We start from the raw sequence: 17,345 nt of genomic DNA on the forward strand, positions 1-17,345 counted from the left end.
CTCGTCAGCCAGCGTATTCTTGAAACAACCCGGAAACGTGGGTTCAGAGAACTATAACCCGAATACTGCACGCCGTTTAGACTACCAGCTCTATCGTTCTATGAAACGTGGAAACGACACGCCACGCCTTATCGGACACTTCTCCGTCTAGTGAGGTATGTCCGAGGGATCTCCATCGAGGTCGCGATCAACGAAGAGCGAGCTGGCGGTGAACCAGCCGACGCGTGGCGCAGACCGCAATCAGCAGTCACTCACCGGGACGGCCGACCAGCCGCCTGACGAGTTCTTGTTTCCCTCACTCGATAACGGCATCACGCTCCTCGATATCGAGGGAGGGCGTGGCGTCCCCATTCTCCAGTCGCTTGTGCTCGACCACCTCCTGCTGAGCGACGGACCGGCCTTCTGGATCGACGCCCACGGCCACGCGACAACCACCTCACTCGCCCGCCTCACGCCCAGCCAGCGCTTACTCGACCGGATTCACGTCGCCCGCGGCTTCACCGCCTACCAGCACTACGGCGCGCTCTGTGACCTGCCCGACGCCGTCAACCAGCACGTCCAGCAAGCCACGGCCGCGGACGCTGTAGCAACGCACCGAGAACGGCAGAGCCACGAGCAGGAGACCTCGCCACACACGCCGTCGCTCATCGTTGTCCCGGCGCTCGATGCCCAGTACTGGGACGACGATACCCTGGGGGAAGAACACGCGCAGACGCTCCAGGCGCGAGCTCTCGCTCGTCTCAGTACCTATGCACGGGGCTACGATGTCCCCGTCCTCGTCACGCGCACGACTGCCAACGAGTTCACGGCGCCGATCGAAACGACCGCCGATCATCATCTGGAGTGTGAACAGACGCGGATGGGGCCACGTTTCGTTGGCGACGAGTTCGAGACGCTCGTCTATCCCGTCGACGGCGGCGCGTACTACCAGACCACATTCGCGTACTGGCGAAAGATGCTCACTGCCCGTGCCGACCAGGTGGGCCTCCAGCCGGCGTCACCCCCTACCCCAGGAGATTCCGGCGGAACTACCGATATCGGGACCGGCGTCATGGCCGACGGCACGAGTACGACACTCACCACGAACCCACTACTTGACGCGTGGGCCAACACAGGAGGTCGGTGACGGTGGGGCGGACGAATCCGACGTTCCGGGATGCGCTTCGCGCTATCGAAGAGCGGTGGGGAGAGTATCGCCGTGCGCTCCGGCGCCGCGACCAACCTCGGTTCGACCAGCTGTTCACGTACGCCCGCGAGCACGCCGACGCGAGCGGATTGTTGAACCACCAGAACCCCATGCTTCCGTCGCTTCTCAGCGTCGATCTCGAACAGGAGTCACGCCTCGACGCACATGACGAGCGCCTCGACGATATCGAGGATGCAATCGAGGCGCTACGAAAGCAGCACGACGAAATGGACGATAAGCCACAGCCAGCTGACGACTGATACCGATGCCGTTCAAAATCGACTTCCTCGACGACCGCGTCCTCGAATGGGAAGCGACGACCGACGGCGCCGTGGCCACTGAGCGCCGGGACTACACACCGCGGTTCCATGTCGCCGCTCGCTCGCCAGAGACTGACGTCGATCTCTCTGGACTTCAGGCGTTCTACGAGCGCCATCCGGACGTCGTCGCGACCGAGTACGTCGACCGACACCCTGGATTTCGTCGTGACCTGGAGCGGGTCCTTGCCGTCGACGTTTCACACATCGACCGGGTGACGGCGCTCGCCCGCCAGACGCGCCAACTCTCCGAATACCTCATCGGCGATATCGCCTGTTTCAACGTGGACTTCTCGCGGGAGTTCCGCTACTGTCTGGAGAACAACGTCAATCCGACGCCGGCGAACGAGCTGTCGACGCTCCACCTCAGTATCCCGGTGACCGAGACGAACAGTAAAACCTACACCGAACTCGGCGTCGACGGCGAGACCGTCACGGGCCCGCCGGAGGAACTCCTCGCTGCTGTGCAGGACGCGCTCGACGTACGCGACCCGGATGTCCTTGTGTGCTCGACGAGCGAGATCATCCCGACGCTCTACGCGATGGCTCGCGACGCCGGCGTCGACGGCTTCACGCTGAGTCGGTGGCCCAACGTCGACTACCAGCAGCTCGCCGGTCGGTCGACGTATTCGAGTTACGGCCGGGTGGGACACTCCCCTGCCCGCTACAACGTGCCGGGACGGGCTATCATCGATGAGTCGAACGCGTTCTTCTTCGGTGAGACGAACCTCGACGGCATCCTCGACCTCGTCACTCGGTCGAAAAAGCCAATCCAGGAACTCGCGTGGGCGTCGATTGGGAACGTCCTCACTGCCATCCAGATCTGTGAAGCACACAAGCGCGGTGTGCTGACGCCGTGGAACTCCTGGCGACACGAGTTCTACAAGCCGATGACCACGCTTCACGACGCTGACCGCGGTGGCTTCATCTTCGCGCCCGAAGTCGGCCTCCACGAGGACGTCCACGAACTCGACTTTTCGAGTCTCTATCCGAATATCATCTGCACGCGGAACGTCTCGCCCGATGTCATCCGGTGTGACTGCCACAGCGACCGCGACGATGTGCCCGGCCTCGGCTACGCGATCTGTGACGACCGCGGCTACCTCGTCGACGTCCTCCAGCCAATCATCGATGCGCGCGACGAGATCAAGACCGCAATCCGTCGCGAAGAACAGCGGGAGAACCCCGACCAAGACTGTCTCGACGAACTCGAGGGGCGGTCGGCCGCGCTAAAGTGGATTCTCGTCGCGTGCTTTGGGTATCAGGGATTCAGTAACGCGAAATTCGGCCGAATCGAGTGCCACGAAGCAATTAACGCGTTCGCTCGGGAGATCCTGCTCATCGCGAAACAGCGGTTGGAAGCGGGCGGATGGCGCGTCGTTCACGGGATCGTCGACTCGATCTGGGTGACGCCCGACCCGGACGTCAGCGACGACGAACGAGGATCACTGGAGACGTTGGCCGCCGAGATTACGGACACCGTCGATATCCGTCTCGAATATGAAGCCGAGTACGAGTGGGTGGCGTTCGTGCCCCAGCGCGAGAGCGACGCTGGCGCACTGACGAAGTACTTCGGGAAGGTCGCGGGCGAGGATGAGTTTAAGATACGCGGCATCGAGGCCCGGCAACGATCGACGCCCGAGTTCATTGAAGACGTCCAGCGCGACTGTCTCGAGATCCTCGGTCAAACGCAATCTCCAGACGCGGTTATCAGTCGCTTGGAACGGGCGATTTCGGAGCTTCACGCTGGAGATGTCGATTCCGACCGACTCGTCGAACGAAACCGAGTCTCCAAGCCTGTCGAGGCGTATACGCAGTACACCCAGAACGTGGCTGCACTTGAGCGTGCTCGCGACCAGGACCTCGCGGTCCATCCCGGACAGGATGTCGAGTATGTGGTCGTCGACGACGAGAAGGCGTCACGAGAACGTGTCGCCCTTGCTCACGAAGAGACGGACCAATATGATCCATCGTACTATGAGACGCAGCTGGTCCGAGCTGTCGAGAGTGTCATCTCACCGCTTGGATGGAGTCGGTCGGATATTCGACGAAGGTTGGCAAAGACACGAACGACTAAGATTACCTCGTTCTGACTCTTCGGTTACAACAAGATACGAGTTGGACCACACACCCCCCTCGTTCGGAATGAGATTATACCCTCCATACCACTTGATTAGACGACGTGGTTCCACTCGATGAGAAGGTTGCAGTAATGAGTTCGTCGGGTATACGCCCTCGACGTATGATCTACTGCTTCAATTCAAAGGATAGAATAGCTGTACTTCCAGTGTTAGGCGTATTCACGAATACTTCTAACTAGTGCCGTATTCTACTTAGTGATCTTTTAGCGTGACTAGGTAATAAAGCTAGGGTTGTAACTAGACAATTGATCTTGAAAGTCTACGCCATCTTGCGGTTTGGAGAGAATGACTCGTTCTAGTTAAGAACCGCCTAGTTGGTTGATGGAAGATCGCGTCCATCCGGTCAGTCTTACGGGATCTCATTCCGAATCAGGGGGGTGTGTCCCTCCAGCTCCAATCTACATCCATCTTGATTGCGCTGGCATCAATATCGTCCATTAGTTCGGTGAACAGCTCACTCCGAATCAGGGGGGTCTCTATAGAATTCCCGATTCTTGGCTAATGAACCAACTCGTACTACCTCATTCCGAACGAGGGGGGTTATCTGAACCCCGCTGATCATTTGAGCTGCTGGCAATCCTCTCGTTCTAGGAAATAGCTTACTCCGAATCAGGAGGGTGAGGTCATCAGAAGACGCAGATTTGAACGACAGCTCACTCTGAATCGGGTATTATCGGGTATGGCGGTGTCACCTATCGATTTTCCGCTGTTTAGCACCGATATCCAACGAATCTCATTCCGAATTAGGGGGGTAACGACTAAGTAGGTTCCTTCCCAGGATGAATATATGACAGACAACGAGGAACCAGATGGTGGAGGTGACTCGTCTATCACGGACCAGCAGCTGGATGATTTCGATACAAACAGGGAGGGCAGTTCTGCTTCTGAAATCTCGTCGACCTCGGAGGAAATCCAACGACAAGACTCGAACGATCCGGCAAATGACCCGTTGTTCGTTCGGGAGGGCGATGAAGACGGTTCTTCAACTCATATCTGGGCAGATCGAGATTTACTCTCAATTGGAACAGTACCTGGCCCTGATCGCATCGTCGGTCGTGACACGGAAATCCAATCGGTTGCTGGAGAAATCCGACACCTCATTCACGAATCACAACCAAACCACGTCGTCATTTATGGCGAAACCGGAACTGGAAAATCACTTGTCAGCCGTCACGTGTCCGACCGACTCGTTGATACTGCCACGGCACGTAACGTTCCCGCTGCAAGCGTCTACGTTGAGTGCAAGAAGAATAATACCGAAACACGAGTGGCCCGAACGATCGCTCGTGCGCTAAGCGACAAATCTGATTCTGATATAGATATCCCTCGTATCGGTTTAGGTTCCGCCGAGTACTACGATTACGCCTACGACATCATTGACGAGTACTACGATGGGCTCATTGTCATCCTTGACGAAATCGACATGGTTGATAACGCTGAGGGGCTCCTCCATGAACTCTCGCGGGCTCGAGAAGCTGGTCACACCGACGCCTATATCGGAATCATTGCTATCAGCAACGACATCGATTTTGGACAAAAACTCAACGCACGCGTTCAGAGTTCGATGCGGACAACGGACTTCGTCTTTGAACCATACCAAAGCGATCAGATCGAGCAGATCCTAGAGTATCGACGAGACGCGTTCCATGATGGTGTCGTTCAAGACGGCGTCATAACCGAGACTGCCGACCGGTCGGCGGATGAACACGGTGATGCAAGGAAGGCAGTCGATGTTTTGCGGATTGCTGGTGATATCGCTGACGACGCCGATGCAGAGGTCGTTAGTCCAGAACATGTCGACAAAGCAGTCAAGCGAGCAGAGGTCAATCGAGTCAAGGAGACGATCGAGAGCACCTCACCCCAGTCTAAACTCGTTCTCTACACTCTCGGTCGCTTGACTGGCTCGAATAATCGCCGCTTCCGCACCTCTGGTATCTACAGTCAATACGAGACGACCTGTGGCGACGTCGGTGCTGATCCTCTCTCATATGATCGAGTGAGCCAAATTCTCAGCACGCTCGCGCTAATGGGGATTTCTGAGTCACATCAGGTCGGTGGCGGACACAAACAGGGTGTCTATCTGGAACACCAGCTTATCAAGGACAAAGATGTAGTGATGAAGGCAGTTGTAGAGAGCGATGAACGGCTTTCAGAACTTCACAACGGAACCTACGAGATTTAATCAAGCATCATGAGGGTTCGTTCTACCTAGAACCCTTCTACTGAAGCTCATTCCGAATCAGGGGTGTCAAATCTTCTGAGAGGTGAACAAGCTCACTTCGAATCAGGGGGGTTGTTCACGAGAGAACCAGACTAGCTAATCGTCTGGACTGACCGGTCCTTTATACTTTGAGCGCACCTTCTCGCCTTCCCGCCACTGCCAGTAGTAGTAGCGATTGTCGTTGATCTCCTTGATCGTGATTGTGGCCTTCGAGGGGACGTCGTCCGGGAGATCCTCCGGTCGCTGCTCGATCTGTTCTTCCTCGTCCTGTTCGGCCAGTCGGGCTTCGCGTTCGCGATGTTCGGCGAGCGCCTCGGCGTACCGGGCGATGTGCCGAAGCACCTCCGGTGAGTGAGTATCAAGCGTCTCGACGATGTCGTCCGGAAGCTCTTGCGGTGGGGATGGTGGGGAGTAGGACATGGGTCACTGGCGTGTTAACCAACACTGGTACTGGAATCTTAGTGCTGTTGGTTAATCTGGGTATTTATCGAATCGAGAGCTCTTCGAGGACCGCCACAGTTGCTTCGAGTTCTCTCCGCCGAGCTTCTCGTTCGTCAATTTCCTGTTCTAGTTCGAGAATCCGCTTCAATAGCTGCTCCGTCACGTCTGCTGTCGCGGGAAGCCGTCCATCGGGGCGTGGGACGTTTCCGCTCCGAATTTCGATGTCGACCCGTCGTAGATGCTTACAGCCACCGCTCGGCCGGCGCTTCGTGAAGTCTGGACACGTACACGTCTTGCTCGCGACGTCGACCTCGTAGGTGTTCCCCGACGCCGACTGCACCTCGTACACACCACCTTTCCTGAGCAATGAGACGTCCATCTCCTCAGTTCGAGCGCGCTCGGTACGGGGTTCGCTGTCTTCCTGGTGGTCTTCATCGCTAACCGACGGCTGCTGCAAATCTCCTCCGGGAGTCGTGGTCGTGGAGGTGGCAGCAACAACGCCGCCATCGGCGGCTAATCCATCTCGTTCGTGTTCGTCTCGATCCGTCGCTTCAGTCTCGCTTGTCTCATTTCGTCCGGACATGGATTATTCTGGGTCTGTCCGACGTGACGAGTGCAGTCACGCCGCCACCCGCCGCGGCGCGAAAAAACGACACCTGAAACGCACTACTGCAGAAACCTCTGTTACTTCGTCTGCCGGAGAAATACAGACTCGTTACTCGTCGACGGTTTCGATGAGCTCCTCAGCAGTCGACCCGATTCGACCAAGCCGGTCCTGAATCGCGTCTGCGTCGTCGTTCTGCCACGCGGCCAGGTAGAACGCGGACCCGCTCGTATCCAACTGGAAATACCGCCCGACGATGTAGGCGACTGCCTCGGCCTCAACTTCGCGTTTCGATCGCTCGGTCTCGTCGGTGACGTCTGCGTGGAGGAGCGCGTGGGCGTACTCGTGAATCAGCGTCACGGCGAGATCAGCCTGATTCGCGCGGGCTTTCGCCTCGACGACTGGTTGGAGATCACGCTTACTCCGGTATTTGCAGACGCCCTTGGCGTCGCCATGCTCCCAGTCGGCAGCGTCGACGATGCGGACCGTCACGTCGATCTCAGCGGCTGCATCCTCGAGTGCGGGTACTAGGTCGTCGGCGTCGCCAGTCGCCTCAGTCTCCAGCTCAGGAAGCGGCTCACCCTCGGTCTGAGACACGTCGAAGACAGCAGTTGGCTTGAAGCCGACAAGCCCTTTCGACCACTCGTCAGGTGATGTCTCGTCGTACTCACAGTCGCTTTGTTCATGGTAGCTAGGCGAATTCTCGCATTCCGGGCACTGCTTGGTGATGATCGGGGCCCAAATCCAGATCGCCTGCTCGCCCTCCTGGACGTGCCGGTCGAACTCATTCCGCCAGGTGTTGTACCCCGCGACCTTCGTCGCGTCAGGGCACTGGAGATTGATGAGGAGTGTATTCCGGTGCGAATAGTCGTGGAACCGGGATTGAACATCAAGCCACTCCTGGAACTCTGAGCTGGACTGCGCATCGTCAACGTGGTCGACGAGCTCGTCGATCCACGCTTCGATGGTACTGTGCATCTCGTCATGTCGAGTGTCGGTCTCCTCGAATGAGACCGACGGGTCACTGGTCGTAGCCATAGTGTTCACCGAATCGAATTCACGGCGATTGCGTCAGTTCAGGACGCGCCGCACCCCTTGGGGCGCACAAAAAACTCGCGGCGGCGGTCACCGCAGGACTGCTTTCTCGTCAGCGAAGCCGACCGCGACGAGGTACTCGAGGAACTCATCGAACTGCTCCACGTCGCTGGGCGTGTCGGTCGCGAGGTGTCGCGCCCACTCGGTGGCCCACTGGAACGCGGGATCAGTCCCGCCCTTCCCGTGGATGTACCACCAGCGAGCCGCTTTCAAGACGACGAGCGGGTTCGTCGGCGGCTGCTCACTTGCGAGTCCGCGAGTGATTGACCGGATCTCCTCGGGAACTTCGGCGGGCTCGACCTCGCCGGATTGTGTGTTCGTGATATCGACTGGAATCGCATCGATCGAGACGTCGTTCACACGTTGTTGTTGACTCACGGGAATTCACCTCAGTCTGAAGACTCGTTATCGAGCCTTCGCCCTCTTCGGGGGCTCGAAAAACTGGACGACGGCGTCACACCGGCAGGAAGAATCCGCTCAGGGTTACGGAGTGACTCCGTCGCACCCTGTCATAGAATACGCTCGTGCCCCTCTTGGGGTGGTGTCTGCAACGGGAGTGAAATACCACCCTCTCTTACTGGCCACTACTCATGCACGAAACCGAAGAAAAGACGCTGAACAGCCTCGTACCACTCGGTCTAATTCATGCGTTTCAGAGTTGGTTTCGCGGGTTTCAGGGCCAGCGGGTCGGAGACCCGCGGCCCTGTCCGAAGTGCGGTGAAACCACGGTCTGGAAGAACGGCTACCGAACGGATCGGCTCTTCGCCATCCTCATCACCGAGGATGGCTTCGACGAGATCACTGTCGAGATTCAGCGGTATCAGTGCTCCGAGTGCAGACATTCCTACGATGGCGATATCGGGGAGCTGTTCTACGAGGACTGTGAATACGCCAAACCAGTCGTTGATCTCTGCCTGTTCCATGCGGCGAAGAATCCGTTCCACGCGTGCGAACGGATTCTTCAGAATCAGTACGGTCTCCAGGTTGACCGCGATACGATCCAACGCTATGCCGAGCTGTTCGGCGACGAAGTCGCCGAGCAGCACAGCGTCACGATTGCCGGCTGCATCCTCTCGATGAACTTCCTCTCGCTGTTGTTCGGTGTCAGCACCGTTGACGAACTCAAAACCGAGTTCGCCGACGAACTCGCTGCCGAGGACATCGACGGTCTCGTCGGGGTCGCCGACGAGACCTATCCGGCGAAGAAGGGCGCAAAGAAAGACCTCTACGAGGAAAATATGCGCCGGAAACAGGAGGGAGAAAACCCGAAGAAGTGGCCGGAAGGGTTCACTGTCGGATGTTCCTATCTGACTCAGCTGGGTTGTTTCGCCGGACTCCAGTGTCGGAACACCGCCTTCGCGCGAGCGCTGGCGCTCGCGCTCGTCTTCCCGCTCTTGGGTGTGGATTATTGGCTCACCGACGACAACGACTGCTACAACGACATCTTGCCGGATCGGGTGAAGTGTCTCGTCCACAAGCTCCGGACACGCGCTCGCAGCGACGAGCGCGTGTCCGAACTGCACGAGGCGGGCGAGTTAGAGGAGTTGCGGGAGTATCTCGAAGACGAGTACGAGACTGCGTACGAGGAGATAGTGGCGACACTCCGTGAGGAGCACCCATCGTTCTGGGACGAGGACGAAGAAGAGTTCAATGGGCCAGTGAGTACGAATGCAATCGAAGGGGGGAACTGGCGGCTGAAATACGGCCTTGGAGTCCCGTACGCGCGGTGCCATGCGGCACGCGCGCGTACATCGTTGTTGGCGCTGCGTGAATCGATGTCGACGTTCACAAACGGCGAGCCGGCGGAGAGCTTCGCTCACCGCCACGGCTCATTTAGCTTTGAGCAGGTGTTGGGTGAGTCCTCGACACAGCCGCTACCGCCCCGGAAAGAAGATCACGTAACTCAGGCGGCGTAAGAATCGGAAGGAGGAAGCAGCGGGTAAGGCTCTGCGTTTCACCCGAGTACTCCTCAGCACCTGAGCGTCTAGCATAAATAGTTATGTGAGTTGCGCACCTACCTACGGACTGGGTATGACCGACGCAAACGTCGCCCTCCTCGTTCGACTCCAAGCACAGTCCGGCAAAGAATCCGATGTCGAGGAATTCCTCCGTTCGGCACTGCCGATGGCCGAGGAAGAACCGGACACCACCACGTGGTTCGCGCTCCGCATGGACGATTCGACGTTCGGCATCTTCGACACCTTTCCGGATGAATCCGGTCGGGAAGCGCATCTCTCGGGCGAAATCGCTGCTGCCTTGGAGGAAAACGCGGACGAGCTGTTCGCAGAACCGCCGGAGATAGAAGAAGTCGACGTACTGGAGGCCAAACTCCCCTAACATCTGAAATTGGACAGACAGAAGCAGCAAAGACGAATCTCACATCTCGTTCACGAACGCCGGACGTGGCGATGGACCCTTTCGCGCTACCGCGCCGTTAGTGGCGACCTTCCTCGAACTCCTCGATGATTTTATCACAGAAGGCGGGGATGTCGTCGGGCTTGCGGCTGGTCACCAGTCCCTCGTCGACGACGACTTCCTCGTTGACCCACTCGCCGCCCGCGCCAGTCCACAGGGTCGGAGAACTCGTGGGCGAGTCGATCAGCGTAGCCGCGCGAGTAGCCGACGACGAGGTCATCAGGGATCGCGTGAATCGCCGCACGGCACTTCGGGACGATCACGAGGTCAGCCGCTGGATAGCTTCCCTGAATCTCGCGAGCGGCAGCAACGTATTCGTTGACCTCGTCGACGTCGTAGGCGTCACCGATCACGCCGACCTGTGGTTCGTACTCGAAGAAACGCTCGACGTACCGATCAAGGTCAGGATTGCGAAAGTCGTTATCCAGCATCCCGACTGGTAACTCCAAGTTTGTGTACTGGTGCTGTTGGTAGGTACAGTCCTCGCGAAAACCCGTGAGAAACCCGAGTCGGAATGCGTCAAGCGCGAAGGGAACGCGGTGAAGGAATGCTACGTGGTCGGCCTGCCGGGCTGCCGTAATTTCAGTCGCGATGCTGCTGGTCGGACGTGCTGAAAGCGCCATCTCGAATCACCCAGAAGACGCGGGAGTACTCGCCCCGCGCCCGCTCTCGGGGCGAGAAAATACCACCAGCGGACGCCACTATTAACCAACAACAGCAGCTTTACCGCTCCTGATGTTGGTTAACTCACCGGTGGTATCGAGCCTCGAGTGGGTCGATCTCTCCGGCGTGGACGAGACTCGTCTCTGAGTCCGCCTCTTCGTGAAGAAGATCGACGAGTGCGAACTGCGCGCAGGCAGTGAACGAACACGCCTCGTTCTGACACCAGACGTCGGCGTAGGCGATGTCGGTCTGCTCGCCTGCATAGACGGGTTTCCCAATACCAAGCTGCGAGTCGCAGCCGTCGCGAGGGCAGATCGGTTCGATACGCGTGAATGTGGGCGTGTCTTCCATTGAATTCATCAGTAAGGGTCGTAGCTCGGCGTGATATCGCCGGTCAGGACGCTGCTCTCGATGGCGTTGCTCTCGCCGCCTTCGAGGTCGATGATTCGATAGACGGCGTCGCCGCTCCACTCGCAGTCTTCATCGGAACACTTCGCGCTCGCGTACGCGCCGTTCTCGTTGTTCAGATGGACACTCTGGAGATCGAGTCGCTCGCTACAGAGTGGGCACGTCGCCGGAACTTGCGCATAACGGTAACCTGTACTCACGTCAACGTCACCTTGGTCAGCGTCGATGCCACGAAGCCCTTCGACGAGATGGCCGACTCGCGAACGGAATTCGGTGAGAAGCGCGTTGCGGGCTTGCTGGTCGACGGGGAGCTCGGCGCTATCGAGAGTGATCGTTATTCGACACGCTGTCGTCTCGTTGGTTTCTTTCATTTGGCTCGCCTCTGGGGGATACGTTCGATTCCCCCGCACCCCTTTGGGGGCGAAAACTATCCCAAGCTGTAACCCTCCGGCGTTATTGATCGGCTTTACTCTCAAGAACAGCAACGATATCGGATAGATCGAAGAGACGAAGATCATCACGCTCGTCTACAGCTTCCTCGGCCGAGCGTTTGAACCCAGAGCGGCTGAACAAGGCGAATTCATACGTCGGTTCATCACCTCCGGTGGGTGCCCAGCGGCTGGGCGACGTCGTCTTCGAGATCGGCAAACACGTCATAGCCGAGGGGGGTGTTGGTAAATTTCGCTTCGCCAGCGATCAGCGTTGACTCGTCAGTTGATGCTCCAAAGTTAGGAATCAGACTATAATAGTCTGAACTATAATATTCTGACCCCCTAATACGGTGGGTCAATCATTCGAACATTCACCCACTAAGGCTCCGACAGATATTCCCGAATGTTTCGTCAGTCGTCCTGTGAGCGGATTTCGCTGGCCCGCTGTTCAAGCCGACGAAGGATCTGGATGCGCTGCTGATTCGCGTTCTCGTAGGCGACGCAGGCTCGGAGCGTCTCCATGTCGTGAATCGTCGCGATACCAGCGTTGATGAGTCGGGTGTTTGGTGGTTCAAGACGCTGTTCCGGTGTGAGACCGTCTGATTCGACGGAGAGATTCGACGAGTCGCTCATTTTTGTTCGCCTCCGCTCTCTCAAGGCGACAATAAACAGCGGCCAGGCCACTCCCGATCGAAGAAATTTCTTGTCAGAACTCTAGGTCAGTTCGGACGGTAGTTCGCGTCAGTGTCGACGCTGTCGTACATGCGGCCGAGCATGTCGAGCGCTGACTGGAAGTGCGCGTAGTGCTCGTTTGCGAACGCCACGGTTTCTTGGAGCGGGATGACGGGCCGTCCGTCGACCATCTCGGCCTCGATCTGTGGCCGCGGCTCGAGTACCACCTGTATCGCACCATTGAGGTCGCCGGCGGGCTGGCGTTCCTGTGCGGTCGGGATTTCGAATCGATCGAGGAACGCCGTCCAGGCGTTGAGATTGGACTCGTGAACGGCGATGAACAGCGGATAGTCCTCTGGGTCGCGAGCGACCTGATAGCCACCGCGGGTCCAGACGTAGACCGCATCGATGCCAGTGTATGCATACTCCATCCCTGCGAACTGCGGGAGGACATACGCCTCCGTGATGGATGGCGGCGAGATGTCTGCTGCCGCCGTCAGGAACTCGAGACCGACGTCTCGGAGCGTCTGATCGACAAGCTGGAGGCCATCATCGTACGCGACGTATCCCGCCTCTTCGAGGCGATTCACGACGCGCCGAATCGTCTCCCGGTTCCCGTCGATCTTCCGCGCGACGCCTGAGATGGAATCGCCCGGGTCAAGCGCGAGGATAACCTTGAGTTCCTTTTCACCGCACACTTCGTACATCCTTTGGTTACACAATTCTGTGCAATAGTCAAAAGAAGTACTATTCGTGTGGGTCGCCTGGCTGGATCTGGCGAGTGTCCTCAGCGAGGTCGTGGATATACTCGCGGAGGGTTTCCATATCCTCGCGGGCGTCTTCGAGCGTCTTGCCCTTCACTTTGGCCGTGATCTTGTCTTGATCGCGGGTGCCAGTACCGCGAGTGAGTTTGACGGTAAGTGAGACGCCGACATCGCTTCGCTCGACGTACTCGGTTGGTGCCTGACGCTCACGGTTCTGCGGCGATTCTGCGCCCGTACGAGGCTGCTGGGTGTGTTCTGACATTGATTGCTCTCTGTGATCGTTAGTTGACGGACGGTGCGACTGGATCGTCGACTATCTCACGAAGGGCTGCATCTATCTCGCGTCCCGTGAGTCGCCAGCAGCCGTCAGGTCCTGTACACTCTAGCTGGCTCACCACTTCGGTCTTGAACGCCTTGTACTCCCCAAGTGCCACCTCCTCATCGTCAGTGTAATCGAGCAGAAGGGCGAGTGCGAGTTGAGCCGGCCCGCTGCCACCATATCCCCATTCGAAGCCCGAAGGACTGTGATTCGCCAGCTCGAGACTCCGCTCTGGCGTGAGCTGTTCTTGGTCCGATTGCTTCTCGACAATGGCGCGGCCTCGACGACGGTAACCGACGTAGATGACGTCGGGATCAGCCGAGGTCCGTGACTGTACGTGTGAGCGTGGGTCGCTGATTCCACTCATAGGTTGGTTCGCGGGAGGCTCGTTCGATCACCCCCGCACCCCTCTCGGGGGTTCAAAAACAGGACGTAGCTGCGTTCGGCAACGTATTTGACAGTTGCAACGTACTGTCCAGGTATATCGGAATGGCTGTACTGGACGATCTCTCAGGGTTCGAGTTCGAGGACGTGATGGAGGACGTGTTCCGCAACCTCGGCTACGAGAACGTCCGCCAGGCAGAGCGGACGGCCGACGAGGGCCGCGACGTCATCATGGAGGAGGTCGTCGACGGTACCCGCCGCGCGATCATCGTCGAGTGTAAGCACACGGGGACGGTTGGGCGACCGGTCGTCCAGAAGCTCCACTCGGCGATCGCGACGTTCGACTTCGACGGTCCGAAACGCGGGATGGTCGTCACGACCGGCCGGTTCACGAACCCTGCTCAAGAGTACGCCCAGCGGCTCCAGCAAAATGACGATCCCCATCCAATCGAGTTGCTTGATGGCGAGGACCTCCGAGAGATCGCCGACGAGATCGGTCTCGACCTCTACAACGGGCGCATCGAGATTCTATGCAACGATACCCTACGCCCGTACGACCCGGCCGCCGACGTCGACGCGCCCGTCGCGGAGGCGTTCCGCGACATCGATAACATTGAGGCCGCTGACCTCCCAGAACCACATTCGGCGGTGACGTTCCGCCCGGTGGTCGCGGTCACCGCCGACACGAACGCCGTCTTCGAGACATCGGTGGGCGTCATCCACCGCATCAACGACCGATCGCGATTCGTCGCCCACGCCGAACGCGGGCAGCCGCAGGTCGTCGACGAGGACGTCGCGACGCTGGTCACCGAGAACCTCCACGCGACGGTCGACCTCGACACCGAGCAGTTCGCGGAGGTGTTCGACGACGTCGAGGAGAACCGGTTCGGCCAGACGCAGACCGAGTACAAGGAGTGGGCCGTCGAGCGGCTCCAGCAGCACCACACAACGACGGTCACCTACACCGGCGACAACAACGTCACGTACAACAAGACCTGCGAGCCGAACCGCTCGGACGTCTCCGTCCAGTCGATCGAGCCGGTGTACCTTCCCGAGGTTCGGCACACCACCGACCACCAGGAGTACACCTACCCCTACGAGTACTACACGGCAGGCCCGTCACGAGTGACCGCCGAAGACGGCATCCATCGGTGCGTCCACTGTGACACGAGCGGCGGCGACGAGACGTACACCTACTGTCCGAACTGCGGGGCCATCGCCTGCAACAGCCACACCAAAACGGAACGGTTGGAAGGCGAGCCGGTTTGTACTGGTTGTGCGGTCACCGAACGGTTCGCGCTGAAGACGAAGTACTTCTACGACGACCAGAATCTCGAGGCGTTCCGCGAGGAGTACGCCGCGATGCCGCTTCACGAGAAGGCGATGGAGAACAAGTGGCTGGCCGGGGGGAGCGTGGTCGCGACGCTGCTGCTCGTCGTCGGACTCCTCGTCATCGGCGGCATCATCTGAGCGGGCTCGGTGTTCACGCCGGCACAGCGACCATCTCTTCGAGTGCGTGCTCAAGCGGGCCGTTGAACTGCCAGCTAGCCCGCTCGAAGGCCTCGTCGGTCGGCCCACCGGGGGAACGCGGAGTGACCGCTTACTTTGACTGTCCATTCTGCAGGCTCGTCGAACGGGTTCCGCGTCGGGAGTTCGACGACGTAGAGGTACTCCTCGTCGCCATGGATTCCGTCAGCCGGATTCTCGACACCGTGTCCCAGCAGGAACAGCAGCTGGTCCAGATGCTCCATATTGGACGGGTCAAGGAGATCCGCTGGCTGTGTTGCGTCGATCGTTCGATCTGGGTCACCATCCAGATACAGGTCGATCGTCGAGAGCTTGTCGAGGAACACGAACGACGCTGCCGTGTACTCCGGTCCTCGCTCGGCGCGGGTCGAGTCGAGAAGTTCCTTCAACTGCGCAAGATCGCGAAGCACGCCCTCCGGGTAGCCGTCCGAATGCCGGTAAACCCGTGCGACACGCTCGTCATCGTTTGGTTCCCCGTCCTGGTCGACTCTCTGGACAAATCGGAGTTGACTTCGTGTCGACATCGATTACCGCCGGCGCAAGAATAACACCACGCAGCTGTAGACCACGTGAATCCACGGGGAAACTGTCCCGATCTAATGAGCTGGTAGCCCGTTTTCCAGCAGTATTTCGGGCATATCGTCTAAGGCGGGCTGGGTCAGCTTGTATGCCCATCGTGCTGGACGGCTGCTCCGGTTCCCGGTGCTACTTCTGTGAGGGCTGTAGTCGATGAGCAGGACCTTATTCTGGATCAGCTTTTCTCTGGCTTCAGTAAACTCTTCCAAGGTTAGATCAATATCTTCGTCTTCCAGTTGATCTTCGATATCTTCCTCCTCGTTGTAGGTGCTTACGTACCTGCTGGACCCGTTCATCCAACTTAGGAAATCACGGGACTGCTCTTCGTTAATCAGGTCTCGTAGCGTGGATTTCTTCGGGTCTGAGTGGTAGATACCGAAGTCTGAAGAGTCAGAAATCATCTCCTCGATCAACTCCAGACCATAGTCCGGGATTTTGTAGTACCAGTGGTTGTAGGCGTTTGAGTTGTAGTGGTTCTTGTAGATCAGTCCGGTACTGACAATGTCGTCGATATCGACTTCTGAGCCGCTGTAGATCTCCCAGGTTCTTTCGACTCCTTCTGGATTGATCGAAGTGGATTCCCTATCCAGTCGGTCGCGGATGTAGAGTGAGAGGATGTAGATCCCATCTCGGACTTCTCTCGGAGAATCCTTGATGGATTCTTTGACGTGTTCTTTGATTTTGGAGATGCCGTAGGAGGCGACGGTGTTCTGGATAGTGTCGCCTACCTTGAGGCCCTCCTCGATTTCGTCGTACATGTTCTCCATGCCACGCTCTTCGAGATCGGTCTCGACATCGTCGACGACCTCGTCTTTATCTTCCCCGAAGATCTCTTCAGCGGATTCGTAGATGTACCTCTTGGACATCCCGTAAGAGAACATATGCAGAATCCAGAGCCGGTCCAGATTCGATTGATAGTCACCGACCAGCTTCTGGATCTTCCGCGACGGCGAACCGCCGAGACGTTCACGAATGCTCTTACGGATGTGCTCCGACCAGTTGATGTCTTCCTCTCTGTCCATCTCGTCTTTCATCTGATCCGGGACGCGGACTGTTACTCGTGGCATTGTACATCCACGTATGTACACGTATGAACGCTACACTAAAACATTTCTGGTTCTAATTATATTTCTGATATGAGGGCCTGTATCTGAAGGAAACACGAAAGAGATCGCGGTTGT

The 17,345-nt window shown here is 58.0% G+C and carries 18 protein-coding genes and 4 pseudogenes; 7 read left to right on the forward strand and 15 right to left on the reverse strand.

The features are described 5' to 3' along the window. The first annotated feature begins 157 nt into the window (after nucleotides 1-157). The 4 genes from ACZ45C_RS00870 to ACZ45C_RS00885 all read left to right on the forward strand — a co-directional run bounded on the left by ACZ45C_RS00870 (nucleotide 158) and on the right by ACZ45C_RS00885 (nucleotide 5,826). Nucleotides 158-1,126, forward strand: coding sequence for a hypothetical protein (locus ACZ45C_RS00870; protein ID WP_012289555.1), 969 nt, complete (start codon nucleotides 158-160; stop codon nucleotides 1,124-1,126). Nucleotides 1,127-1,128: 2 nt separating this feature from the next. Beyond that, complete coding sequence (locus ACZ45C_RS00875) at nucleotides 1,129-1,446, forward strand: hypothetical protein (RefSeq protein WP_049892647.1); 318 nt, start codon at nucleotides 1,129-1,131, stop codon at nucleotides 1,444-1,446. A 5-nt stretch (nucleotides 1,447-1,451) separates the two neighbouring features. Further along, complete coding sequence (locus ACZ45C_RS00880; RefSeq protein ID WP_460560781.1) at nucleotides 1,452-3,596, forward strand: type B DNA-directed DNA polymerase; 2,145 nt, start codon at nucleotides 1,452-1,454, stop codon at nucleotides 3,594-3,596. 835 nt (nucleotides 3,597-4,431) lie between these two features. Beyond that, nucleotides 4,432-5,826: a Cdc6/Cdc18 family protein gene (locus tag ACZ45C_RS00885; protein WP_230892711.1), complete on the forward strand. Its 1,395-nt coding sequence runs from the start codon at nucleotides 4,432-4,434 to the stop codon at nucleotides 5,824-5,826. 135 nt (nucleotides 5,827-5,961) lie between these two features. Here ACZ45C_RS00885 and ACZ45C_RS00890 read toward each other — a convergent pair whose 3' ends face one another. From ACZ45C_RS00890 to ACZ45C_RS00905, 4 genes are all read right to left on the reverse strand, one after another. After that, the gene (locus ACZ45C_RS00890; RefSeq protein WP_460560779.1) at nucleotides 5,962-6,285 is read right to left on the reverse strand and encodes a hypothetical protein; all 324 of its coding nucleotides are present in this window, start codon (nucleotides 6,283-6,285) and stop codon (nucleotides 5,962-5,964) included. Between the two features lie 64 nt (nucleotides 6,286-6,349). Continuing rightward, nucleotides 6,350-6,889 carry a hypothetical protein gene (locus ACZ45C_RS00895; RefSeq protein ID WP_464374301.1) on the reverse strand — a complete coding sequence of 180 codons (540 nt, stop codon included), beginning with the start codon at nucleotides 6,887-6,889 and terminating at the stop codon, nucleotides 6,350-6,352. A gap of 132 nt (nucleotides 6,890-7,021) precedes the next feature. Next, nucleotides 7,022-7,948 (reverse strand): ArdC-like ssDNA-binding domain-containing protein, encoded by a 927-nt coding sequence (locus ACZ45C_RS00900; protein ID WP_460560775.1) that lies wholly within the window; start codon nucleotides 7,946-7,948, stop codon nucleotides 7,022-7,024. A gap of 87 nt (nucleotides 7,949-8,035) precedes the next feature. Next, nucleotides 8,036-8,383, reverse strand: a complete 348-nt coding sequence (locus ACZ45C_RS00905; RefSeq protein ID WP_049987709.1) for a hypothetical protein — start codon at nucleotides 8,381-8,383, stop codon at nucleotides 8,036-8,038. A 212-nt stretch (nucleotides 8,384-8,595) separates the two neighbouring features. Here ACZ45C_RS00905 and ACZ45C_RS00910 point away from each other — a divergent pair, with 212 nt between their 5' ends. Beyond that, entirely contained in the window at nucleotides 8,596-9,921 is a 1,326-nt protein-coding gene (locus tag ACZ45C_RS00910; RefSeq protein WP_049987710.1) for a hypothetical protein, read from the forward strand. Between the two features lie 115 nt (nucleotides 9,922-10,036). Further along, nucleotides 10,037-10,342: a putative quinol monooxygenase gene (locus ACZ45C_RS00915; RefSeq protein ID WP_004054295.1), complete on the forward strand. Its 306-nt coding sequence runs from the start codon at nucleotides 10,037-10,039 to the stop codon at nucleotides 10,340-10,342. 97 nt (nucleotides 10,343-10,439) lie between these two features. Here ACZ45C_RS00915 and ACZ45C_RS00920 read toward each other — a convergent pair. From ACZ45C_RS00920 to ACZ45C_RS00960, 9 genes and pseudogenes are all read right to left on the reverse strand, one after another. Then, nucleotides 10,440-10,592 (reverse strand): annotated as a pseudogene (locus tag ACZ45C_RS00920) (DJ-1/PfpI family protein); the annotation flags it as partial. Continuing rightward, nucleotides 10,552-11,043, reverse strand: a pseudogene (locus ACZ45C_RS00925) (DUF6610 family protein); the annotation flags it as partial. The pseudogenes ACZ45C_RS00925 and ACZ45C_RS00920, both read right to left, overlap by 41 nt. Before the next feature lie 124 nt (nucleotides 11,044-11,167). Continuing rightward, nucleotides 11,168-11,443: a hypothetical protein gene (locus ACZ45C_RS00930; RefSeq protein ID WP_012289564.1), complete on the reverse strand. Its 276-nt coding sequence runs from the start codon at nucleotides 11,441-11,443 to the stop codon at nucleotides 11,168-11,170. Further along, entirely contained in the window at nucleotides 11,443-12,009 is a 567-nt protein-coding gene (locus tag ACZ45C_RS00935) for a hypothetical protein (RefSeq protein ID WP_464374302.1), read from the reverse strand. Before ACZ45C_RS00935 ends, ACZ45C_RS00930 begins: the two co-directional genes overlap by 1 nt. Beyond that, nucleotides 11,945-12,212, reverse strand: a pseudogene (locus tag ACZ45C_RS00940) (ATP-binding protein); the annotation flags it as partial. The pseudogene ACZ45C_RS00940 and the gene ACZ45C_RS00935, both read right to left, overlap by 65 nt. Before the next feature lie 121 nt (nucleotides 12,213-12,333). After that, a complete protein-coding gene (locus ACZ45C_RS00945) occupies nucleotides 12,334-12,555 on the reverse strand; it encodes a DUF8129 domain-containing protein (protein ID WP_144906789.1) in 222 nt (73 codons plus the stop codon). An 86-nt stretch (nucleotides 12,556-12,641) separates the two neighbouring features. Further along, nucleotides 12,642-13,301: a helix-turn-helix domain-containing protein gene (locus tag ACZ45C_RS00950; protein WP_188880012.1), complete on the reverse strand. Its 660-nt coding sequence runs from the start codon at nucleotides 13,299-13,301 to the stop codon at nucleotides 12,642-12,644. Between the two features lie 40 nt (nucleotides 13,302-13,341). Beyond that, a complete protein-coding gene (locus ACZ45C_RS00955) occupies nucleotides 13,342-13,620 on the reverse strand; it encodes a DUF7389 domain-containing protein (protein WP_144906793.1) in 279 nt (92 codons plus the stop codon). 19 nt (nucleotides 13,621-13,639) lie between these two features. Further along, on the reverse strand, nucleotides 13,640-14,044 hold the full coding sequence (locus ACZ45C_RS00960; RefSeq protein WP_144906795.1) for a DUF6166 domain-containing protein: 405 nt from the start codon (nucleotides 14,042-14,044) through the stop codon (nucleotides 13,640-13,642). 122 nt (nucleotides 14,045-14,166) lie between these two features. Here ACZ45C_RS00960 and ACZ45C_RS00965 point away from each other — a divergent pair, with 122 nt between their 5' ends. Continuing rightward, nucleotides 14,167-15,531: a restriction endonuclease gene (locus ACZ45C_RS00965; protein WP_460560771.1), complete on the forward strand. Its 1,365-nt coding sequence runs from the start codon at nucleotides 14,167-14,169 to the stop codon at nucleotides 15,529-15,531. A gap of 13 nt (nucleotides 15,532-15,544) precedes the next feature. Here the strand turns inward: ACZ45C_RS00965 and ACZ45C_RS00970 are convergent. Then, a pseudogene (locus tag ACZ45C_RS00970) lies at nucleotides 15,545-16,112 on the reverse strand (hypothetical protein). A 72-nt stretch (nucleotides 16,113-16,184) separates the two neighbouring features. Further along, the gene (locus ACZ45C_RS00975) at nucleotides 16,185-17,231 is read right to left on the reverse strand and encodes a hypothetical protein (protein ID WP_460560769.1); all 1,047 of its coding nucleotides are present in this window, start codon (nucleotides 17,229-17,231) and stop codon (nucleotides 16,185-16,187) included. Nucleotides 17,232-17,345 lie beyond the last annotated feature (114 nt).

The organism is Halorubrum pallidum (genome assembly GCF_055380345.1).

Coding starts and splice junctions, on each gene's coding strand:
- ACZ45C_RS00870 (WP_012289555.1), top strand. CDS start 158: ATGTCCGAGGGATCTCCATCGAGGTCGCGATCAACGAAGAGCGAGCTG.
- ACZ45C_RS00880 (WP_460560781.1), top strand. CDS start 1,452: ATGCCGTTCAAAATCGACTTCCTCGACGACCGCGTCCTCGAATGGGAA.
- ACZ45C_RS00885 (WP_230892711.1), top strand. CDS start 4,432: ATGACAGACAACGAGGAACCAGATGGTGGAGGTGACTCGTCTATCACG.
- ACZ45C_RS00890 (WP_460560779.1), bottom strand. CDS start 6,285: ATGTCCTACTCCCCACCATCCCCACCGCAAGAGCTTCCGGACGACATC.
- ACZ45C_RS00895 (WP_464374301.1), bottom strand. CDS start 6,889: ATGTCCGGACGAAATGAGACAAGCGAGACTGAAGCGACGGATCGAGAC.
- ACZ45C_RS00900 (WP_460560775.1), bottom strand. CDS start 7,948: ATGGCTACGACCAGTGACCCGTCGGTCTCATTCGAGGAGACCGACACT.
- ACZ45C_RS00910 (WP_049987710.1), top strand. CDS start 8,596: ATGCACGAAACCGAAGAAAAGACGCTGAACAGCCTCGTACCACTCGGT.
- ACZ45C_RS00915 (WP_004054295.1), top strand. CDS start 10,037: ATGACCGACGCAAACGTCGCCCTCCTCGTTCGACTCCAAGCACAGTCC.
- ACZ45C_RS00930 (WP_012289564.1), bottom strand. CDS start 11,443: ATGAATTCAATGGAAGACACGCCCACATTCACGCGTATCGAACCGATC.
- ACZ45C_RS00935 (WP_464374302.1), bottom strand. CDS start 12,009: ATGATCTTCGTCTCTTCGATCTATCCGATATCGTTGCTGTTCTTGAGA.
- ACZ45C_RS00945 (WP_144906789.1), bottom strand. CDS start 12,555: ATGAGCGACTCGTCGAATCTCTCCGTCGAATCAGACGGTCTCACACCG.
- ACZ45C_RS00950 (WP_188880012.1), bottom strand. CDS start 13,301: ATGTACGAAGTGTGCGGTGAAAAGGAACTCAAGGTTATCCTCGCGCTT.
- ACZ45C_RS00955 (WP_144906793.1), bottom strand. CDS start 13,620: ATGTCAGAACACACCCAGCAGCCTCGTACGGGCGCAGAATCGCCGCAG.
- ACZ45C_RS00960 (WP_144906795.1), bottom strand. CDS start 14,044: ATGAGTGGAATCAGCGACCCACGCTCACACGTACAGTCACGGACCTCG.
- ACZ45C_RS00965 (WP_460560771.1), top strand. CDS start 14,167: ATGGCTGTACTGGACGATCTCTCAGGGTTCGAGTTCGAGGACGTGATG.
- ACZ45C_RS00975 (WP_460560769.1), bottom strand. CDS start 17,231: ATGCCACGAGTAACAGTCCGCGTCCCGGATCAGATGAAAGACGAGATG.